At 46.6% G+C, this 16,319-nt stretch carries 13 protein-coding genes, 4 tRNA genes and 3 rRNA genes; 15 read left to right on the top strand and 5 right to left on the bottom strand.

Annotated elements, in window-relative coordinates:
* Positions 1–53 precede the first annotated feature (53 nt).
* Both fmt and def read right to left on the bottom strand, forming a co-directional pair.
* Positions 54–1,001: a methionyl-tRNA formyltransferase gene (gene fmt / locus MCT08_RS01190; protein ID WP_053312195.1), complete on the bottom strand. Its 948-nt coding sequence runs from the start codon at positions 999–1,001 to the stop codon at positions 54–56.
* A gap of 16 nt (positions 1,002–1,017) precedes the next feature.
* Positions 1,018–1,527 carry a peptide deformylase gene (gene def / locus MCT08_RS01185; RefSeq protein WP_210731353.1) on the bottom strand — a complete coding sequence of 170 codons (510 nt, stop codon included), beginning with the start codon at positions 1,525–1,527 and terminating at the stop codon, positions 1,018–1,020.
* Between the two features lie 140 nt (positions 1,528–1,667).
* Between def and MCT08_RS01180 the strand changes: the two genes are divergently transcribed.
* From MCT08_RS01180 to MCT08_RS01165, 4 genes are read left to right on the top strand one after another with little or no spacing between them, the layout of a single operon-like run.
* Positions 1,668–2,789, top strand: coding sequence for a LysM peptidoglycan-binding domain-containing protein (locus MCT08_RS01180; RefSeq protein WP_274677731.1), 1,122 nt, complete (start codon positions 1,668–1,670; stop codon positions 2,787–2,789).
* Positions 2,789–3,898, top strand: a complete 1,110-nt coding sequence (gene dprA / locus MCT08_RS01175) for a DNA-processing protein DprA (RefSeq protein ID WP_274677730.1) — start codon at positions 2,789–2,791, stop codon at positions 3,896–3,898. The genes MCT08_RS01180 and dprA overlap by 1 nt, the downstream gene beginning before the upstream one ends.
* A gap of 2 nt (positions 3,899–3,900) precedes the next feature.
* Positions 3,901–4,377: a DUF494 family protein gene (locus MCT08_RS01170; protein ID WP_053312199.1), complete on the top strand. Its 477-nt coding sequence runs from the start codon at positions 3,901–3,903 to the stop codon at positions 4,375–4,377.
* A gap of 26 nt (positions 4,378–4,403) precedes the next feature.
* Positions 4,404–4,976 carry a DNA topoisomerase family protein gene (locus tag MCT08_RS01165; RefSeq protein WP_141652931.1) on the top strand — a complete coding sequence of 191 codons (573 nt, stop codon included), beginning with the start codon at positions 4,404–4,406 and terminating at the stop codon, positions 4,974–4,976.
* 77 nt (positions 4,977–5,053) lie between these two features.
* Here the strand turns inward: MCT08_RS01165 and MCT08_RS01160 are convergent, their stop codons facing one another.
* Positions 5,054–6,184, bottom strand: coding sequence for a 5-(carboxyamino)imidazole ribonucleotide synthase (locus MCT08_RS01160; RefSeq protein ID WP_274677729.1), 1,131 nt, complete (start codon positions 6,182–6,184; stop codon positions 5,054–5,056).
* 4 nt (positions 6,185–6,188) lie between these two features.
* A complete protein-coding gene (gene purE / locus MCT08_RS01155; protein ID WP_053312202.1) occupies positions 6,189–6,674 on the bottom strand; it encodes a 5-(carboxyamino)imidazole ribonucleotide mutase in 486 nt (161 codons plus the stop codon).
* A gap of 197 nt (positions 6,675–6,871) precedes the next feature.
* On the opposite strand from purE, the gene tsaC reads away from it, so the two are divergent.
* The 4 genes from tsaC (at position 6,872) to MCT08_RS01135 (ending at position 9,529) form a co-directional block, all read left to right on the top strand.
* Entirely contained in the window at positions 6,872–7,429 is a 558-nt protein-coding gene (tsaC, locus tag MCT08_RS01150) for an L-threonylcarbamoyladenylate synthase type 1 TsaC (protein WP_168523796.1), read from the top strand.
* A gap of 20 nt (positions 7,430–7,449) precedes the next feature.
* Entirely contained in the window at positions 7,450–8,364 is a 915-nt protein-coding gene (gene hemF, locus MCT08_RS01145) for an oxygen-dependent coproporphyrinogen oxidase (protein ID WP_053312203.1), read from the top strand.
* Positions 8,365–8,429: 65 nt separating this feature from the next.
* Complete coding sequence (gene aroE / locus MCT08_RS01140) at positions 8,430–9,263, top strand: shikimate dehydrogenase (RefSeq protein ID WP_053312204.1); 834 nt, start codon at positions 8,430–8,432, stop codon at positions 9,261–9,263.
* On the top strand, positions 9,263–9,529 hold the full coding sequence (locus MCT08_RS01135; protein ID WP_053312205.1) for a DUF1488 family protein: 267 nt from the start codon (positions 9,263–9,265) through the stop codon (positions 9,527–9,529). Before aroE ends, MCT08_RS01135 begins: the two co-directional genes overlap by 1 nt.
* A gap of 1 nt (position 9,530) precedes the next feature.
* Here the strand turns inward: MCT08_RS01135 and MCT08_RS01130 are convergent, their stop codons facing one another.
* Positions 9,531–10,079, bottom strand: a complete 549-nt coding sequence (locus MCT08_RS01130) for a gamma carbonic anhydrase family protein (RefSeq protein WP_053312206.1) — start codon at positions 10,077–10,079, stop codon at positions 9,531–9,533.
* A 550-nt stretch (positions 10,080–10,629) separates the two neighbouring features.
* Here MCT08_RS01130 and MCT08_RS01125 point away from each other — a divergent pair.
* The 7 genes from MCT08_RS01125 (at position 10,630) to MCT08_RS01095 (ending at position 16,183) form a co-directional block, all read left to right on the top strand.
* Positions 10,630–12,176: ribosomal RNA gene (locus tag MCT08_RS01125) — 16S ribosomal RNA — on the top strand.
* Between the two features lie 88 nt (positions 12,177–12,264).
* Positions 12,265–12,340, top strand: a tRNA-Glu gene (locus MCT08_RS01120).
* Position 12,341: 1 nt separating this feature from the next.
* Positions 12,342–12,417, top strand: a tRNA-Lys gene (locus MCT08_RS01115).
* A 43-nt stretch (positions 12,418–12,460) separates the two neighbouring features.
* Positions 12,461–12,536 (top strand) — tRNA-Val (locus MCT08_RS01110).
* 362 nt (positions 12,537–12,898) lie between these two features.
* Positions 12,899–15,790: ribosomal RNA gene (locus tag MCT08_RS01105) — 23S ribosomal RNA — on the top strand.
* Positions 15,791–15,873: 83 nt separating this feature from the next.
* Positions 15,874–15,989, top strand: a 5S ribosomal RNA gene (gene rrf / locus MCT08_RS01100).
* The 16S, 23S and 5S rRNA genes sit together here with 4 tRNA genes alongside, the layout of an rRNA operon.
* A gap of 103 nt (positions 15,990–16,092) precedes the next feature.
* Positions 16,093–16,183 (top strand) — tRNA-Ser (locus tag MCT08_RS01095).
* Positions 16,184–16,319 lie beyond the last annotated feature (136 nt).

The raw sequence follows: 16,319 nt of genomic DNA, 5'->3' as shown, positions 1-16,319 counted from the left end.
AATACCGAATTTTAAAATGAAATTAATGAGGGTATCTCTACCCTCGCGAAGGTTTAGCTAAGCTGTGTACCCACTTCAAACCAGCTTGCTCTAGCATTAAGGATATCTTGTACTGGCAGTGCTTTTTTGCCTGGCACTTGCAGTTGTTCAAGTACCAATAGCCCATTGCCTGTAGCAACATAAATACCAGACTTATCAGCCTTAACAATAGTGCCAACTGGTTGGTTGCTTGTTTGTGCTTCAACGCGGCTTTGCCATACTTTGATAGTGTTTTCTGCAACGTCGAAATGGCTCATTGGCCATGGGTTAAAGGCACGCACGCAGCGCTCAATGAAAGCGGCATCCATCGACCAATCGATTTTTGCTTCTTCTTTGCTGAGTTTTTTAGCGTAGTTGGCCAAAGCGTCATCTTGCTTAGTGGCAATGGCTTTATCACTGGCAATATCTGCGATGCAATCGACCAAAGCTTGTGGGCCTAATTCTGCCAGTTTGCCATACATAGAGGCACTGGTGTCAGTCGCTTCGATGGGCAAGGTGGCAATTTTCAGCATATCACCTGTATCGAGGCCAATATCCATCTGCATAATGGTGACGCCAGTTTCACTGTCGCCAGCCCAAATAGAACGTTGTATTGGAGCCGCTCCACGCCAACGTGGCAAAATGGAACCGTGTACATTAATGCAGCCCAATCTTGGTGTATCTAATACCGCTTGAGGAAGCAATAAACCGTAAGCCACAACGACCATTAAATCGGCATTAAGCTCAGCCAACTGTTGCTTGGCTTGATCCGATTTAAAGTTTTCTGGCTGATAAACCTCAATGTTGTGCTCAACAGCGATCTGTTTTACTGGGCTCGCTGTCAACTTTTTGCCTCGACCTGCTGGGCGGTCTGGCTGAGTATAAACGGCAATAACCTCATGCTCCGAAGACAACAACGCCGCCAAATGACGGGCGGCGAAGTCCGGAGTACCTGCAAACACAATACGTAATGATTGGCTCAAGGTAACCTCACTTAAATTAGTTTTTTTCGTTGTAGCGTTTGATTTTCTCTAGCTTATCTTTGATGCGCTTACGTTTTAAAGGCGAGAGGTAATCTACAAATAGTTTGCCTTGTAAGTGATCAAGCTCGTGCTGAACACAAATTGCTAACAGGTCATCCGCTTCAAATGAGAACTCTTTTCCGTCACGGTCTAATGCTTTTACCGTCACTTCAGCAGCGCGAGGAACCAGTGCTCGTGCCCCCGGAACCGATAGACAGCCTTCTTCAATGCCATCTTCACCGCTCTTATTAATGATCTCAGGGTTGATCAGCACCATTGGCTGATCGCGACTATCTGAAATGTCGATAACCACGATACGTTGATGAATATCGACTTGCGTTGCGGCAAGGCCGATACCTTCCTCGTCATACATGGTCTCAATCATGTCATCAACGATTTTTTGAATCTCAGGTGTCACCTTGTCTACCGGTTTTGCCACGGTGCGAAGGCGATCATCTGGAAATGTTAATACTTGTAATACAGACATATACACTCGAAAAATTGAACTGTGCCGAAACAGCTTAAAGCTTGTTGGCTCAATTCTAGACATTTTATGACCCAAATGACAGCATCCAAATGTTAATAATCGGATTCATTCTTATTTATTTCGACCAAGGAACTGAGGTCATGTCATCATTTATTCGCCATTTTGCCCTCATTTGTTGGCCATTGTTTTGGGCTGGATATACCTTGGCGGTTGATGAAATAGCGATCAAAATAAAGCCAGATGCACCCAAAACGTATGTTGTCGAGGACGGTGATACATTGTGGGGAATCTCGACACTTTACCTCGACACGCCATGGCAGTGGCCACAATTGTGGCAGATGAATCCCAGTATTGAGAACCCACATTTAATTTATCCGGGGGATAAGCTGGTATTGATCTGGCAGCGGAGCCAGCCACAACTGAGTGTAAAACCGCGGGTAAAGCTGAGTCCCCAAGTTCGGGTGCTTGCGAAAAGAGCCTTACCAATTGTTGAAGAGAGTCTACTGCTGCGATACCTCCATACTGACCGTCTAGTCGAGAAACAAACAGTGCAACGTAGTCAGCGCGTGTTAGGAGCAAGTAGTGGCCATCGCTATCTTACTGCGCAAGAGCCGCTTTACATCTCTGGTAAACAGAACCACAGCAGTTGGGGTATTTATCGTCAAGTTGGCCAGTTTGTGCGTGACGATGAAACTATCCCCAGTAACGAGATGATCGCTTTGCGTTTGATTGCGACCGCTGAGCTTTCGGCGACCCTGCATGCGTATTCAGAGTTAACGATTACCGCTTTGCAACAAGAGATTAGGCTTAGTGATATTGCCTTGCCAGAAACAGAGGGCACGGCGTTGACATTCGCCACGACTTTTTATCCATCCCCGTCACCGAGAAACAGTGTCGCGCATATTTTAGGTCCCCTCACTGGGGGGGATTATGCGGGACAGAATCAAGTGGTGGTGATTGATAAAGGCGCGCAAGATCAACTTCGTCAAGGCAGTATGTTTGATTTGAGGCAAGAAGGAGCAGTGGTGCCCGTTCTCAAAGAGAAAAATAATGATGTCAAGATGTCAGCAGAGGATGAAATTCAACTGCCAAGTAATAGCGTAGGTAGCTTAATGGTACTTCATTGCTATGAGTATTTTAGCTTAGCCTTGATAACCAATAGCCGAATACCGATTAGTCGGGATATTTTAGCGGTATCGCCACTGGTATCAGAAGCCTCTAGCGAGTCTGAGTCAAAACCTCAATCTGAAAGCGCCAGTTAATGCAAACCACAGATTTAGCCGCATGGCTGATGTTAAGTTCTATTCCCAAGCTGGGAGGAAAAAAACTTTCGCGTTTAGCCACATTAGATTCTTTAACTAATGTGGTTCAGTATTCAACCAGTCAACTGCTAGCGGTTGGTTTAACGTCTGAACAGATCGACTACCTGCGTCATCATGCGCCGCAAGAAGCGGATAAGTGTTTGAAATGGCTACAAGCCAGTACGTTTCATCATATAGTGACATCGCAATGTGCTCATTACCCGCCGTTATTGAAAGAAATAGCTTCAGCACCACCGTTACTGTTTATTAAAGGAAGAGTTGAAGCGTTATCGGATCCACAAATTGCAATGGTAGGGAGCCGCAATGCCAGCCCTGACGGGCAACGTATTGCGCACCAATTTGCTCGTGATTTCGTGCAGCATGGCTTGATAGTCACCAGTGGGTTGGCATTAGGTATTGATGGTCATGCCCATGACGGAGCTTTGCAAGGCAGTGGTGAAACAATTGCCGTACTTGGCTCTGGACTTGAGTGTATTTACCCCGCTCGCCATAAAAAATTAGCAGAGCGTGTGGCGGCAAGCGGCGCGCTTGTGTCTGAATTTCGCCCGTATGCCAAACCGCGTCCTGATAATTTCCCAAGGCGTAATCGAATTATTAGTGGTTTATCGACTGGAGTCGTGGTGGTAGAGGCGGCGGAAAAAAGCGGTTCACTGATCACTGCGCGTTATGCGGCAGAACAAGGCCGAGATGTATTTGTGATCCCCGGCTCTATTGCCAATCCAAGTAGCCGTGGCAGTAATCAATTGATCCGAACTGGGGCTTGTTTAGTACAAAATGCACAACAGGTGCTGGATGAAATTGGCACTTTAGTTGATTGGTCATTACGCCAACAGATCGCACAACCGGATTTATTTGCCGCAGAATGTGATCAGCAATTGCCATTTGCCGAACTGTTAGCTAACGTAGGAGTAGAGGCTACGCCAGTTGATATTCTTGCCAGTAGGACCCATATACCTGTGCATGAAGTCATGATGCAGCTCTTAGAGCTTGAGCTTTCAGGGCATGTTGTTGCAGTTTCCGGTGGCTATATTCGTAAGGGGAGGGGCTAGCTATGATGATGGATATACTGATGTATCTATTTGAAACCTACATCCATAGCGATGCAGAGTTACAAGTAGACCAAGATGAGCTTGAAGATGAATTGCTTCGAGCAGGTTTTCACCAAAAAGATATCTACAAAGCCCTTAACTGGTTAGAAGAGCTGGCAGCATTACAGCAAACTGATGCTCATTCTGCGATTGCGACCAGTGCAACCACTTCCATGCGGATCTATACCCCGCAAGAGATGGAAAGATTGGATCTCGAAAGCCGAGGCTTTCTCTTGTTCCTTGAACAGGTCGAAGTTCTAACGCCCGAGATTCGCGAGATGGTGATTGATCGAATCATGGGGTTAGAAACCAATGAATTTGAATTGGATGACTTAAAGTGGATCATTTTAATGGTGTTGTTTAACGTACCAGGCAATGAAAATGCTTATACGCTTATGGAAGAGTTGTTGTACACCAAAGAGCAAGGCATTTTGCATTGATCTCACCGTCCATCTAGTTGAGCGTTATGAGCCGTAAAATTGATCAACAACTTTTTTCCGCGCATGAACATGCGCTACAGCACGAACCTTGTCCTCAATGTGGCGGAGAGTTACAGATCCGCCATGGCAAACATGGCCCGTTTTTAGGCTGCACACAGTATCCTGCGTGTGGCTATATTCGTTCATTGCACCAAAATGACGGGCATATCATCAAAGAGTTAGGGGTTCCTTGTCCTGAGTGTGGGCATGAGCTTGTACTGCGCCAAGGTCGTTATGGGATGTTTATTGGCTGTAGTGATTACCCTAACTGTCATCATATTCAGAGTTTAGATACTCCAGAAGAAGACACATCACACCAAAAACTGCTTTGCCCCGAATGCTTGAAAGGGCACTTGGTTGAGCGAAAAACTCGTCATGGTAAAACTTTTAACGCCTGCGATAACTACCCTAAATGTAAGTTTGCCGTTAATCAGCCACCAGTAGCCGGTAAATGTGAAAAGTGTGGATTTGGATTATTGGTAGAGAAAAAGCTGGCTAGTGGTGTTAAACACCAATGTGCCGATCGAAAATGTGCACATACTCAAGTTGAAAACGAATAAAAAATAGCACGGTTAACGTGCCATTTTAGATCTTAGCGAGAGAATACAACCATCAGCGCATTCTCTAAGGTATTGCTCTATTTTAACTGCTTTGCAAAGTGATGCACGGCAGGAAATGCATTTGCATCCAGTACGTCTGCTAAATGGCAAAGCGTGCGTTGCAGCTCTGCACTGTAGTCAGCGCTGACATTGATGTGTCCCATTTTACGTCCAATACGTTTCTCTTTACCATACCAATGTACGTGACAACCTTCGGTTGCGAGCACTTCTTCAGGTAAGGTATCTTCGCCTAGAATATTAATCATCGATGTCGGGCGAACCAGTTTTGTACTCCCTAAAGGAAGGCCACACACCGCGCGTAAGTGGTTCTCAAATTGACAAGTTTCAGCGCCTTGTTGTGTCCAGTGACCTGAGTTGTGTACGCGTGGGGCAATCTCATTGACCAGTAACGCTCCTTGCACATCAAAAAACTCTAACGCTAAAACCCCAACATAATCTAATCGTTTTGCTACCGCGCTGAACATCTCTTGGGCTTGCTGCTGTAGTTCAAGGTCATCAATGGCTGTCGATAAGCTTAATACACCATCGGTATGGACGTTTTCAGCTAGCGGATAAACGGAAATGCTGCCATCTTTTGCGCGTGCGCCAACCAGCGATACTTCTCGGTCAAAAGGAACAAACTCTTCGGCGACGATAGCTTGAGTTGGTGTTGCGTCGATACAAGCTTGCATTTCAGGCCAAATTTCATCGGCTTGTTGTGCACCTTTTAAACGCCATTGTCCTTTACCATCGTAGCCACCCAAGGCACTTTTCAACACCATAGGAAGGCCGATGTGAGCAATAGCTGCATCGAAATCTTCACGTGAATTAATCACAAAATATTTGGCATTTTTGACGTGAGCTTCATCCAGTAGCGCTTTTTCAAGACGACGATCGCCACCAGCTTTGATAGCTTCTACGCTAGGTAAAAACTTCCCGCTTTGCTCGCAAATAGCGAGAATGTCATGTGGGATGTGTTCAAACTCCGCAGTTATTACATCGGCTTGCTGGATGGCATTCTCTAGCCCGTGACCAATAACATGCAAAGTCAGTGGGTGGACGATATTGCCACTCCCGACATCAAAAGCTGATATTTGAATGTTCAGTGGTGCACCAGCTAAGGCCATCATGCGAGCGAGTTGACCTGCCCCCAATACTAAAACGTGCATAGTATTAGTCCTCAGCTGGGTTAGGGTTAGCTAAGACCGTTTCTGTTTGTTGGGTGCGAAAGGCTTCCACTTTGGTCATTACCGTTTCATCACTGGTTCCAATGATCTGTGCTGCTAATAGCCCAGCATTGGCTGCGCCCGCTTCACCAATCGCTAGTGTACCTACAGCAATGCCTTTTGGCATTTGCACGATAGAGAGTAACGAGTCCATCCCTTTTAAGGCTTTTGACTGCACCGGAACGCCTAAAACAGGTAGGCTTGTAAAAGCCGCTGTCATTCCTGGAAGGTGCGCCGCACCGCCAGCTCCAGCGATAATCACTTTAATACCGCGATCTTTTGCACCGCTAGCGTAATCGGCCAGAAGTTGAGGAGTGCGGTGTGCTGAAACCACTTTGGTTTCGTAAGCGATGCCAAATTGGTCCAACATCTCGGCTGCTAGCTTCATGGTTGGCCAATCGGATTTAGAACCCATGATAATTCCGACTTTCATCTCAAACTCCTTCAAACATCTTAAAATTGGGTGATCAGGTGATTTGCGCGCATTATACGAGTATTTTTTCTTTAGGAAAACGTTTGCGTCGACCTAATTTATCGATTGATACATTTTATCAACAAATAGCTTTAGCCTGTTTCCATCAGAGTTTGTACACTTAGCCTCAAGATCAGATCTAACTTATGGATGTTTTTGTGAATAATTTTGAGCATACCTTGCAAGCATTGCGTGATGGTGAAGTTATCGCTTACCCAACCGAGGGCGTGTTTGGGGTGGGGTGTGACCCAGATAACCCTGATGCCATTCAAAAATTGTTAACGTTGAAGCAGCGCCCAGTGAATAAAGGCTTAATTTTAATTGCCGCATCTTATGAGCAATTGCTGCCTTATATTGATGAAAGCCAGTTGACCAAAGAGCAGCTTGAACGTGTCCATGCTACTTGGCCTGGGCCTGTGACTTGGATTATGCCAACCAGTGATAAAGTGTCGGAATGGGTGAGTGGCCAATTTGATTCAATTGCCGTACGTGTGACGGATCATCCTTTGGTTCAAAAGCTGTGTAATGCTTATGGAAAACCGTTAACCTCTACCAGCGCGAATTTGACGGGTCTTCCCCCTTGCATGACCACGCAAGAAGTCGAATTGCAATTAGGTGAACGACTGGTTGCGATTTTAGACGGTGAGACTGGCGGTCGAAATAAACCAAGTGAGATTCGTGACGCAAAAACATCACAAGTATTAAGACAGGGCTAACCCTGCCAAGGAAGTAAGCGATGCCAACCATTGATAAACAAGCAGTGAAGCAATTTTTGCTTGAGCTGCAAGATTCCATTTGTCTGCAATTAGAGCAAGCCGATGGGCAAGCCCTGTTTGAGGAAGATGCGTGGCATCGCGAGCCGGGAGAGCGACTAGGTGGTGGTGGTCGAACTCGTGTGATGCGAAATGGTCATGTCTTTGAACAAGGTGGCGTTAATTTTTCCCATGTTGCAGGCAAAGAAATGCCAGCATCGGCTACGGCTCATCGTCCTGAATTAGCGGGTCGAAAATTTGAAGCAATGGGTGTTTCATTAGTGATGCACCCTAATAACCCTTATATACCGACTTCACACGCAAACGTGCGATTTTTTATAGCAGAAAAAGAAGGTGAAGCGCCTATCTGGTGGTTTGGCGGTGGGTTTGACCTTACGCCATTCTATCCCTTCGAAGAAGATGCCCAGTCATGGCATGACACCGCGAAACAGTTGTGTACTCCATTTGGTGAGAGCGTTTATGCCGAGCATAAGGCATGGTGTGATAAGTATTTCTTTCTTCCGCACCGCAATGAAACACGCGGTATTGGTGGTTTGTTTTTCGATGATTTAAACGCTTGGGGTTTTGAGCGATGCTTTGCTTATATGCAGGCGGTAGGTCAAGGATATACCGATGCTTATTTACCGATCATTGAACGCCGTAAAGAGATGGAATATGGCGAAAGAGAGCGTCAATTTCAACTTTACCGCCGTGGACGTTATGTTGAATTCAACTTAGTGTATGACCGCGGAACATTGTTTGGTTTACAAAGTGGTGGCCGGACCGAATCAATTCTAATGTCGATGCCTCCTTTGGCTCGTTGGGAATATAGCTATCAGCCTGATGAAAATAGCGCAGAAGCAAAATTAAAACAGTTTTTAGTCCCAAGAGAGTGGTGACAAAAAGCGTATTCCAATGGTAGGGTCACAACAGTGATCCTTTTTGATTTTAGGTAGGCAGGGATATGGCTCATCACATTGATCAATATGCAGTATTTGGTAACCCAATTGGACATAGTAAATCTCCTTTTATCCATACGCTTTTCGCTCGTCAAACCAATCAGGAAATGAAATATCAGGCATTGCTTGCTCCTGTTGATGGTTTTAGGAATGCGGCTGATACTTTTTTTACTAATGGTGGCAGAGGCTGCAATGTGACCGCGCCATTCAAAGAAGATGCTTATCAATTTGCAGATCGCTTAACTGAGCGCGCGAAACTAGCTGGTGCCGTGAATACGTTAAAGAAGCTGGATGATGGTGAGATCATTGGCGATACCACAGATGGTGCAGGGTTAGTTCAGGATTTGTTGCAACACCAAGTGCAAATAAAAGAAGCAACCATTTTATTAATGGGCGCTGGTGGAGCTGCTCGAGGTGTGATTAAAGATCTCTTAGACCAACAACCAAAGAAACTGGTCATCACTAATCGAACTTTTATTAAGGCGCAGCAACTTGCAGATGTTTTCCAAGATTTTGGTGATATCGATGCTATCCCAATGGATCAGATTGATCAGTCATTTGATGTTGTGATTAACTCGACATCAGCGAGTTTAAATGGTGAGTGTCCTGATATTTCCGTCAAAATATTTGGTGATAATACAGTTGCTTATGACATGATGTATGGTAAGGGGCTAACGAGTTTTAATCAGTGGGCGCATAACAACGGTTGTGCTCATGTCTATGACGGCTTGGGTATGTTGGTTGGACAGGCGGCGGAAAGCTTTATGTTATGGCGTGGCTTAAGACCTGGCTCTAGACAGATCCTGAGAGAACTTAGAAAAAACTTAGAAGGACAATAATGAACCAAGCCATTTTATTTCCAGATATGCAACATTGGCATCAAGCAAGTCAAAGTGTGGTGTTTCCTGCACAACATGTGGGAGCGCTGATCGAGTGTGTTGTTTCTATTTCTGTTTTGAGCAAAATTTCTGGTGAAGCAATAGAGAATAGCCAACAAGCTCTTCAAGTCTTCGCACAATGGCGTTTTGATCTGGAAGAGCTAGCGGAAACATTAATAGAAGATGAAGAGTTTAATGTGCAAGGCCAGGTTGAAATTAGCGAGTAGGCTATTCCACTGTTTTGACACTTGATAGATAGTCATTCTTGTTTTGCACATAGTTTGCGGAAGATTTAAGTAAAAAAGCGCGTTCTTTATCAGTTAATGGGCGCGCTTGTTTCACTGGAGACCCAACATAGAGGTAGCCACTTTCAAGTACCTTATTAGGTGGTACTAAACTGCCAGCCCCAACCATAACGTCTGATTCCACGATCACACCATCTAACACTATCGCCCCCATACCAATTAAAACGCGATCATGAATTGTACAACCGTGAAGCATCACCTTATGTCCGATAGTGACATCCTCACCAATCAGTAATGGATAACCGTTCGGGTTCTCTTCGTTTTTATGCGTAACATGTAAAACGCTACCATCTTGAATATTAGAGCGCTTACCAATGTAGATATGGTTAACATCACCTCTGGCAGCCACTAATGGCCATATACTGACATCTTCCTCAAGTACAATATCGCCCACGAGTACTGAACTGCTATCTATATAGACATTGCGTTCAATTTTTGGAGAGATACCTTTATAACTGCGAATCGATGACATAGTCGTTTCCTTTTATAGTGATGGGATGGGCAAATGAAACAGAAATAGTGGTAAAAACAACCTATTTGAATAAAAAACACTCCAACAAACAAAAAATCAAAAAAAAACGCAAAAAGGGGTTGCCAATGTGATGGCGATCTCTATAATGCCGCCTCACTGACACGGCACAGCCAGTAAGGGTTCAAGCCCCACTAGCCAGTCCATCAGTAGGTCAAATCGGTAAGACGAAATAATTTAAAAAAGTGTTTGACACAAAAAATTATCTCGCTAGAATGGCCGCCTCCTTCCAAGGAAGCCACGGCAACCAAACGAAGAACGCTCTTTAACAATATAAACCTATCAATCTGTGTGGGCACTCGTTGATGATAATCGAAAAAGATTTATCAATGAACTGAGTGACCAATCAGAATCAAGTTTACTTGATTTTGGCACAGTCAATTCATTGTTGTTCTGTTGGAACAACAATAGCTTTAAAATTACTTTTTACTTTCGAGTAAGAGCAGTTTTGAAGTCAGTATTCATTGAGCCGGTCTTAGGACCAACAAAACTTTAATTGAAGAGTTTGATCATGGCTCAGATTGAACGCTGGCGGCAGGCCTAACACATGCAAGTCGAGCGGTAACATTTCAAAAGCTTGCTTTTGAAGATGACGAGCGGCGGACGGGTGAGTAATGCCTAGGAAATTGCCCTGATGTGGGGGATAACCATTGGAAACGATGGCTAATACCGCATGATGTCTACGGGCCAAAGAGGGGGACCTTCGGGCCTCTCGCGTCAGGATATGCCTAGGTGGGATTAGCTAGTTGGTGAGGTAATGGCTCACCAAGGCGACGATCCCTAGCTGGTCTGAGAGGATGATCAGCCACACTGGAACTGAGACACGGTCCAGACTCCTACGGGAGGCAGCAGTGGGGAATATTGCACAATGGGCGCAAGCCTGATGCAGCCATGCCGCGTGTATGAAGAAGGCCTTCGGGTTGTAAAGTACTTTCAGTCGTGAGGAAGGTGGTGTTGTTAATAGCAGCATCATTTGACGTTAGCGACAGAAGAAGCACCGGCTAACTCCGTGCCAGCAGCCGCGGTAATACGGAGGGTGCGAGCGTTAATCGGAATTACTGGGCGTAAAGCGCATGCAGGTGGTTCGTTAAGTCAGATGTGAAAGCCCGGGGCTCAACCTCGGAACTGCATTTGAAACTGGCGGACTAGAGTACTGTAGAGGGGGGTAGAATTTCAGGTGTAGCGGTGAAATGCGTAGAGATCTGAAGGAATACCGGTGGCGAAGGCGGCCCCCTGGACAGATACTGACACTCAGATGCGAAAGCGTGGGGAGCAAACAGGATTAGATACCCTGGTAGTCCACGCCGTAAACGATGTCTACTTGGAGGTTGTGGCCTTGAGCCGTGGCTTTCGGAGCTAACGCGTTAAGTAGACCGCCTGGGGAGTACGGTCGCAAGATTAAAACTCAAATGAATTGACGGGGGCCCGCACAAGCGGTGGAGCATGTGGTTTAATTCGATGCAACGCGAAGAACCTTACCTACTCTTGACATCCAGAGAATCCAGCGGAGACGCAGGAGTGCCTTCGGGAGCTCTGAGACAGGTGCTGCATGGCTGTCGTCAGCTCGTGTTGTGAAATGTTGGGTTAAGTCCCGCAACGAGCGCAACCCTTATCCTTGTTTGCCAGCGAGTAATGTCGGGAACTCCAGGGAGACTGCCGGTGATAAACCGGAGGAAGGTGGGGACGACGTCAAGTCATCATGGCCCTTACGAGTAGGGCTACACACGTGCTACAATGGCGCATACAGAGGGCAGCCAACTTGCGAAAGTGAGCGAATCCCAAAAAGTGCGTCGTAGTCCGGATTGGAGTCTGCAACTCGACTCCATGAAGTCGGAATCGCTAGTAATCGTGGATCAGAATGCCACGGTGAATACGTTCCCGGGCCTTGTACACACCGCCCGTCACACCATGGGAGTGGGCTGCAAAAGAAGTGGGTAGTTTAACCTTTCGGGGAGGACGCTCACCACTTTGTGGTTCATGACTGGGGTGAAGTCGTAACAAGGTAGCGCTAGGGGAACCTGGCGCTGGATCACCTCCTTATACGATGATTACACTGATGAGTGTCCACACAGATTGATGGTTTATACAGTTTTAGAGAAAGAATGTTCCCAAACATTCGCCACTTAGTGTCCCGTTCGTCTAGAGGCCTAGGACACCGCCCTTTCACGGCGGTAACAGGGGTTCGACTCCCCTACGGGATACCATGGGTCGTTAGCTCAGTTGGTAGAGCAGTTGACTTTTAATCAATTGGTCGCAGGTTCGAATCCTGCACGACCCACCATTTCCTCCCACGGAAATGCTTACTTTAGGTAAGAAAACAATGTGGGCGATTAGCTCAGTTGGGAGAGCACCTGCCTTACAAGCAGGGGGTCACTGGTTCGAGCCCGGTATCGCCCACCACTCTCTAAGGATTTTTGGATGCACACTTCCAAACCAGATTAAGTAATTGAACTGGTTGGTTTGTTTGACGCTGAAAGTCATTAGAAAGTGATTCATTCCTTTGGGAATAACACTCGCTCTTTAACAATTTGGAAAGCTGACTGATAACAACGTGATTTTTTGTTGTTATCAAATAAAAGTTCTCAATATCAACACGTTTATGTGTTGATACCAAACACATTCAAGTGTTCTTGGGAAAGCTTACTGCGGTAAGTTTTCAAAAATTGAGTCCGGCAAAATCGAAATGTCTCTCGCTCATTCAATAAAGAGAGACACTAAACCTTGGTGACTTGTCATCAACACGAAACTTCTTCGGGTTGTATGGTTAAGTGACTAAGCGTACACGGTGGATGCCTTGGCAGTCAGAGGCGATGAAGGACGTATTAACTTGCGATAAGCGTAGATTAGGCAGTAAAAGCCACTTGAGTCTACGATTTCCGAATGGGGAAACCCACTAGCATAAGCTAGTATCGCTGCGTGAATACATAGCGCAGCGAGGCGAACTCGGGGAACTGAAACATCTAAGTACCCGAAGGAAAAGAAATCAACTGAGATTCCGAAAGTAGCGGCGAGCGAAATTGGACTAGCCCTTAAGCTTTAAATGATGCAGGTGAACACGCTGGAAAGCGTGGCAATAAAGGGTGATAGCCCCGTAACCGACACGTCATTCTAAGTGAAAACGAGTAAGGCGGGACACGTGATATCCTGTTTGAATATGGGGGGACCATCCTCCAAGGCTAAATACTACTGACTGACCGATAGTGAACCAGTACCGTGAGGGAAAGGCGAAAAGAACCCCTGTGAGGGGAGTGAAATAGAACCTGAAACCGTGTACGTACAAGCAGTAGGAGCAGGCTTTGTCCTGTGACTGCGTACCTTTTGTATAATGGGTCAGCGACTTATATTCAGTGGCAAGGTTAACCGTATAGGGGAGCCGTAGGGAAACCGAGTCTTAACTGGGCGCTTTAGTCTCTGGATATAGACCCGAAACCGAGTGATCTAGCCATGGGCAGGTTGAAGATTGAGTAACATCAATTGGAGGACCGAACCGACTAATGTTGAAAAATTAGCGGATGACTTGTGGCTAGGGGTGAAAGGCCAATCAAACTCGGAGATAGCTGGTTCTCCCCGAAAGCTATTTAGGTAGCGCCTCGGACGAATACTACTGGGGGTAGAGCACTGTTAAGGCTAGGGGGTCATCCCGACTTACCAACCCTTTGCAAACTCCGAATACCAGTAAGTACTATCCGGGAGACACACGGCGGGTGCTAACGTCCGTCGTGGAGAGGGAAACAACCCAGACCGCCAGCTAAGGTCCCAAATTACTACTAAGTGGGAAACGATGTGGGAAGGCTCAGACAGCCAGGATGTTGGCTTAGAAGCAGCCATCATTTAAAGAAAGCGTAATAGCTCACTGGTCGAGTCGGCCTGCGCGGAAGATTTAACGGGGCTAAGTAGTAAACCGAAGCTGCGGCTGCAATCGCAAGATTGTGGGGTAGGGGAGCGTTCTGTAAGCCGTTGAAGGTGTGTTGTAAAGCATGCTGGAGGTATCAGAAGTGCGAATGCTGACATGAGTAACGATAATGGGGGTGAAAAACCCCCACGCCGGAAGACCAAGGGTTCCTGTCCAACGTTAATCGGGGCAGGGTAAGTCGACCCCTAAGGCGAGGCTGAAAAGCGTAGTCGATGGGAAACGGGTTAATATTCCCGTACTGCTTATAATTGCGATGGGGGGACGGAGAAGGCTAGGTGGGCCTGGCGACGGTTGTCCAGGTTCAAGTGCGTAGGCTAAGAGACTAGGTAAATCCGGTTTCTTGTTAGGCTGAGACACGACGTCGAGCTACTACGGTAGTGAAGTCATTGATGCCATGCTTCCAGGAAAAGCCTCTAAGCTTCAGATTATAAGCAATCGTACCCCAAACCGACACAGGTGGTCGGGTAGAGAATACCAAGGCGCTTGAGAGAACTCGGGTGAAGGAACTAGGCAAAATGGTACCGTAACTTCGGGAGAAGGTACGCTCTTGGCGGTGAAGTCCCTAGCGGATGGAGCTACTGAGAGTCGCAGATACCAGGTGGCTGCAACTGTTTATTAAAAACACAGCACTGTGCAAAATCGTAAGATGACGTATACGGTGTGACGCCTGCCCGGTGCCGGAAGGTTAATTGATGGGGTTAGACTTAGGTCGAAGCTCTTGATCGAAGCCCCGGTAAACGGCGGCCGTAACTATAACGGTCCTAAGGTAGCGAAATTCCTTGTCGGGTAAGTTCCGACCTGCACGAATGGCGTAATGATGGCCACGCTGTCTCCACCCGAGACTCAGTGAAATTGAAATCGCTGTGAAGATGCAGTGTACCCGCGGCTAGACGGAAAGACCCCGTGAACCTTTACTACAGCTTGGCACTGAACATTGAACCTACATGTGTAGGATAGGTGGGAGACTTAGAAGCGCAGTCGCTAGATTGCGTGGAGTCGTCCTTGAAATACCACCCTTGTAGTTTTGATGTTCTAACGTTGGCCCCTAATCGGGGTTGCGGACAGTGCCTGGTGGGTAGTTTGACTGGGGCGGTCTCCTCCCAAAGAGTAACGGAGGAGCACGAAGGTGGGCTAAACACGGTTGGACATCGTGTGGTTAGTGCAATGGCATAAGCCCGCTTAACTGCGAGAATGACAATTCGAGCAGGTACGAAAGTAGGTCATAGTGATCCGGTGGTTCTGAATGGAAGGGCCATCGCTCAACGGATAAAAGGTACTCCGGGGATAACAGGCTGATACCGCCCAAGAGTTCATATCGACGGCGGTGTTTGGCACCTCGATGTCGGCTCATCACATCCTGGGGCTGAAGTCGGTCCCAAGGGTATGGCTGTTCGCCATTTAAAGTGGTACGCGAGCTGGGTTTAGAACGTCGTGAGACAGTTCGGTCCCTATCTGCCGTGGGCGTTGGAAGATTGAAGGGGGCTGCTCCTAGTACGAGAGGACCGGAGTGGACGAACCTCTGGTGTTCGGGTTGTTACGCCAGTAGCATTGCCCGGTAGCTAAGTTCGGAATCGATAACCGCTGAAAGCATCTAAGCGGGAAGCGAGCCCTGAGATGAGTCTTCCCTGGCACTTTAAGTGTCCTAAAGGGTTGTTCGAGACTAGAACGTTGATAGGTTGGGTGTGTAAGCGCTGCGAGGCGTTGAGCTAACCAATACTAATTGCCCGTGAGGCTTAACCATACAACACCGAAGGGGTTTTGTGGGCTCAATAGAAGAACATTGAATGTGAAGAACGAAGACAGCTTTCCGAATTAAAGAATTTGCTTGGCGACCATAGCGTTGCGGACCCACCTGACTCCATGCCGAACTCAGAAGTGAAACGCAATAGCGCCGATGGTAGTGTGGGGCTTCCCCATGTGAGAGTAGGACATCGCCAGGCTTGATAAACGTTTTCAGATTTTATTTTCTTCAAGAAAATCATCTGAAAATAACACTGAAATATAGCATTTTTAATATAAGACTAAATTTCGGTAACAATTTGTGGAGAGATGGCTGAGTGGTCGAAAGCACCGGTCTTGAAAACCGGCAACCGTTAATAGCGGTTCTAGGGTTCAAATCCCTATCTCTCCGCCACTATTAAAAAGCCCGCTGATATTCAGCGGGCTTTTTGCTTTTTTGATTCTGCAGTAAGAAAGGGTCCATATATAGGCATCAAGGATCGTTTCGAATTTGAATTTTTTAAAATCGTCCTGTATTTCCTGAGATTACT

The sequence above is a fragment of the Vibrio aestuarianus genome (assembly GCF_028858425.1).
In the GTDB taxonomy this organism is placed as follows: Bacteria; Pseudomonadota; Gammaproteobacteria; order Enterobacterales; family Vibrionaceae; genus Vibrio; species Vibrio aestuarianus.
The sequence above is the reverse complement of the archived record's forward strand: the minus strand, read 5'-3'. Positions and strand labels throughout refer to the sequence as shown.

What these genes read in the sequence shown, in the direction of transcription:
- MCT08_RS01160 (WP_274677729.1), bottom strand. Translation starts at nt 6,184, where the DNA reads ATGCACGTTTTAGTATTGGGGGCAGGTCAACTCGCTCGCATGATGGCC.
- dprA (WP_274677730.1), top strand. Translation starts at nt 2,789, where the DNA reads ATGCAAACCACAGATTTAGCCGCATGGCTGATGTTAAGTTCTATTCCC.
- hemF (WP_053312203.1), top strand. Translation starts at nt 7,450, where the DNA reads ATGCCAACCATTGATAAACAAGCAGTGAAGCAATTTTTGCTTGAGCTG.
- aroE (WP_053312204.1), top strand. Translation starts at nt 8,430, where the DNA reads ATGGCTCATCACATTGATCAATATGCAGTATTTGGTAACCCAATTGGA.
- MCT08_RS01165 (WP_141652931.1), top strand. Translation starts at nt 4,404, where the DNA reads ATGAGCCGTAAAATTGATCAACAACTTTTTTCCGCGCATGAACATGCG.
- def (WP_210731353.1), bottom strand. Translation starts at nt 1,527, where the DNA reads ATGTCTGTATTACAAGTATTAACATTTCCAGATGATCGCCTTCGCACC.
- MCT08_RS01170 (WP_053312199.1), top strand. Translation starts at nt 3,901, where the DNA reads ATGATGATGGATATACTGATGTATCTATTTGAAACCTACATCCATAGC.
- purE (WP_053312202.1), bottom strand. Translation starts at nt 6,674, where the DNA reads ATGAAAGTCGGAATTATCATGGGTTCTAAATCCGATTGGCCAACCATG.
- MCT08_RS01130 (WP_053312206.1), bottom strand. Translation starts at nt 10,079, where the DNA reads ATGTCATCGATTCGCAGTTATAAAGGTATCTCTCCAAAAATTGAACGC.
- MCT08_RS01135 (WP_053312205.1), top strand. Translation starts at nt 9,263, where the DNA reads ATGAACCAAGCCATTTTATTTCCAGATATGCAACATTGGCATCAAGCA.
- MCT08_RS01180 (WP_274677731.1), top strand. Translation starts at nt 1,668, where the DNA reads ATGTCATCATTTATTCGCCATTTTGCCCTCATTTGTTGGCCATTGTTT.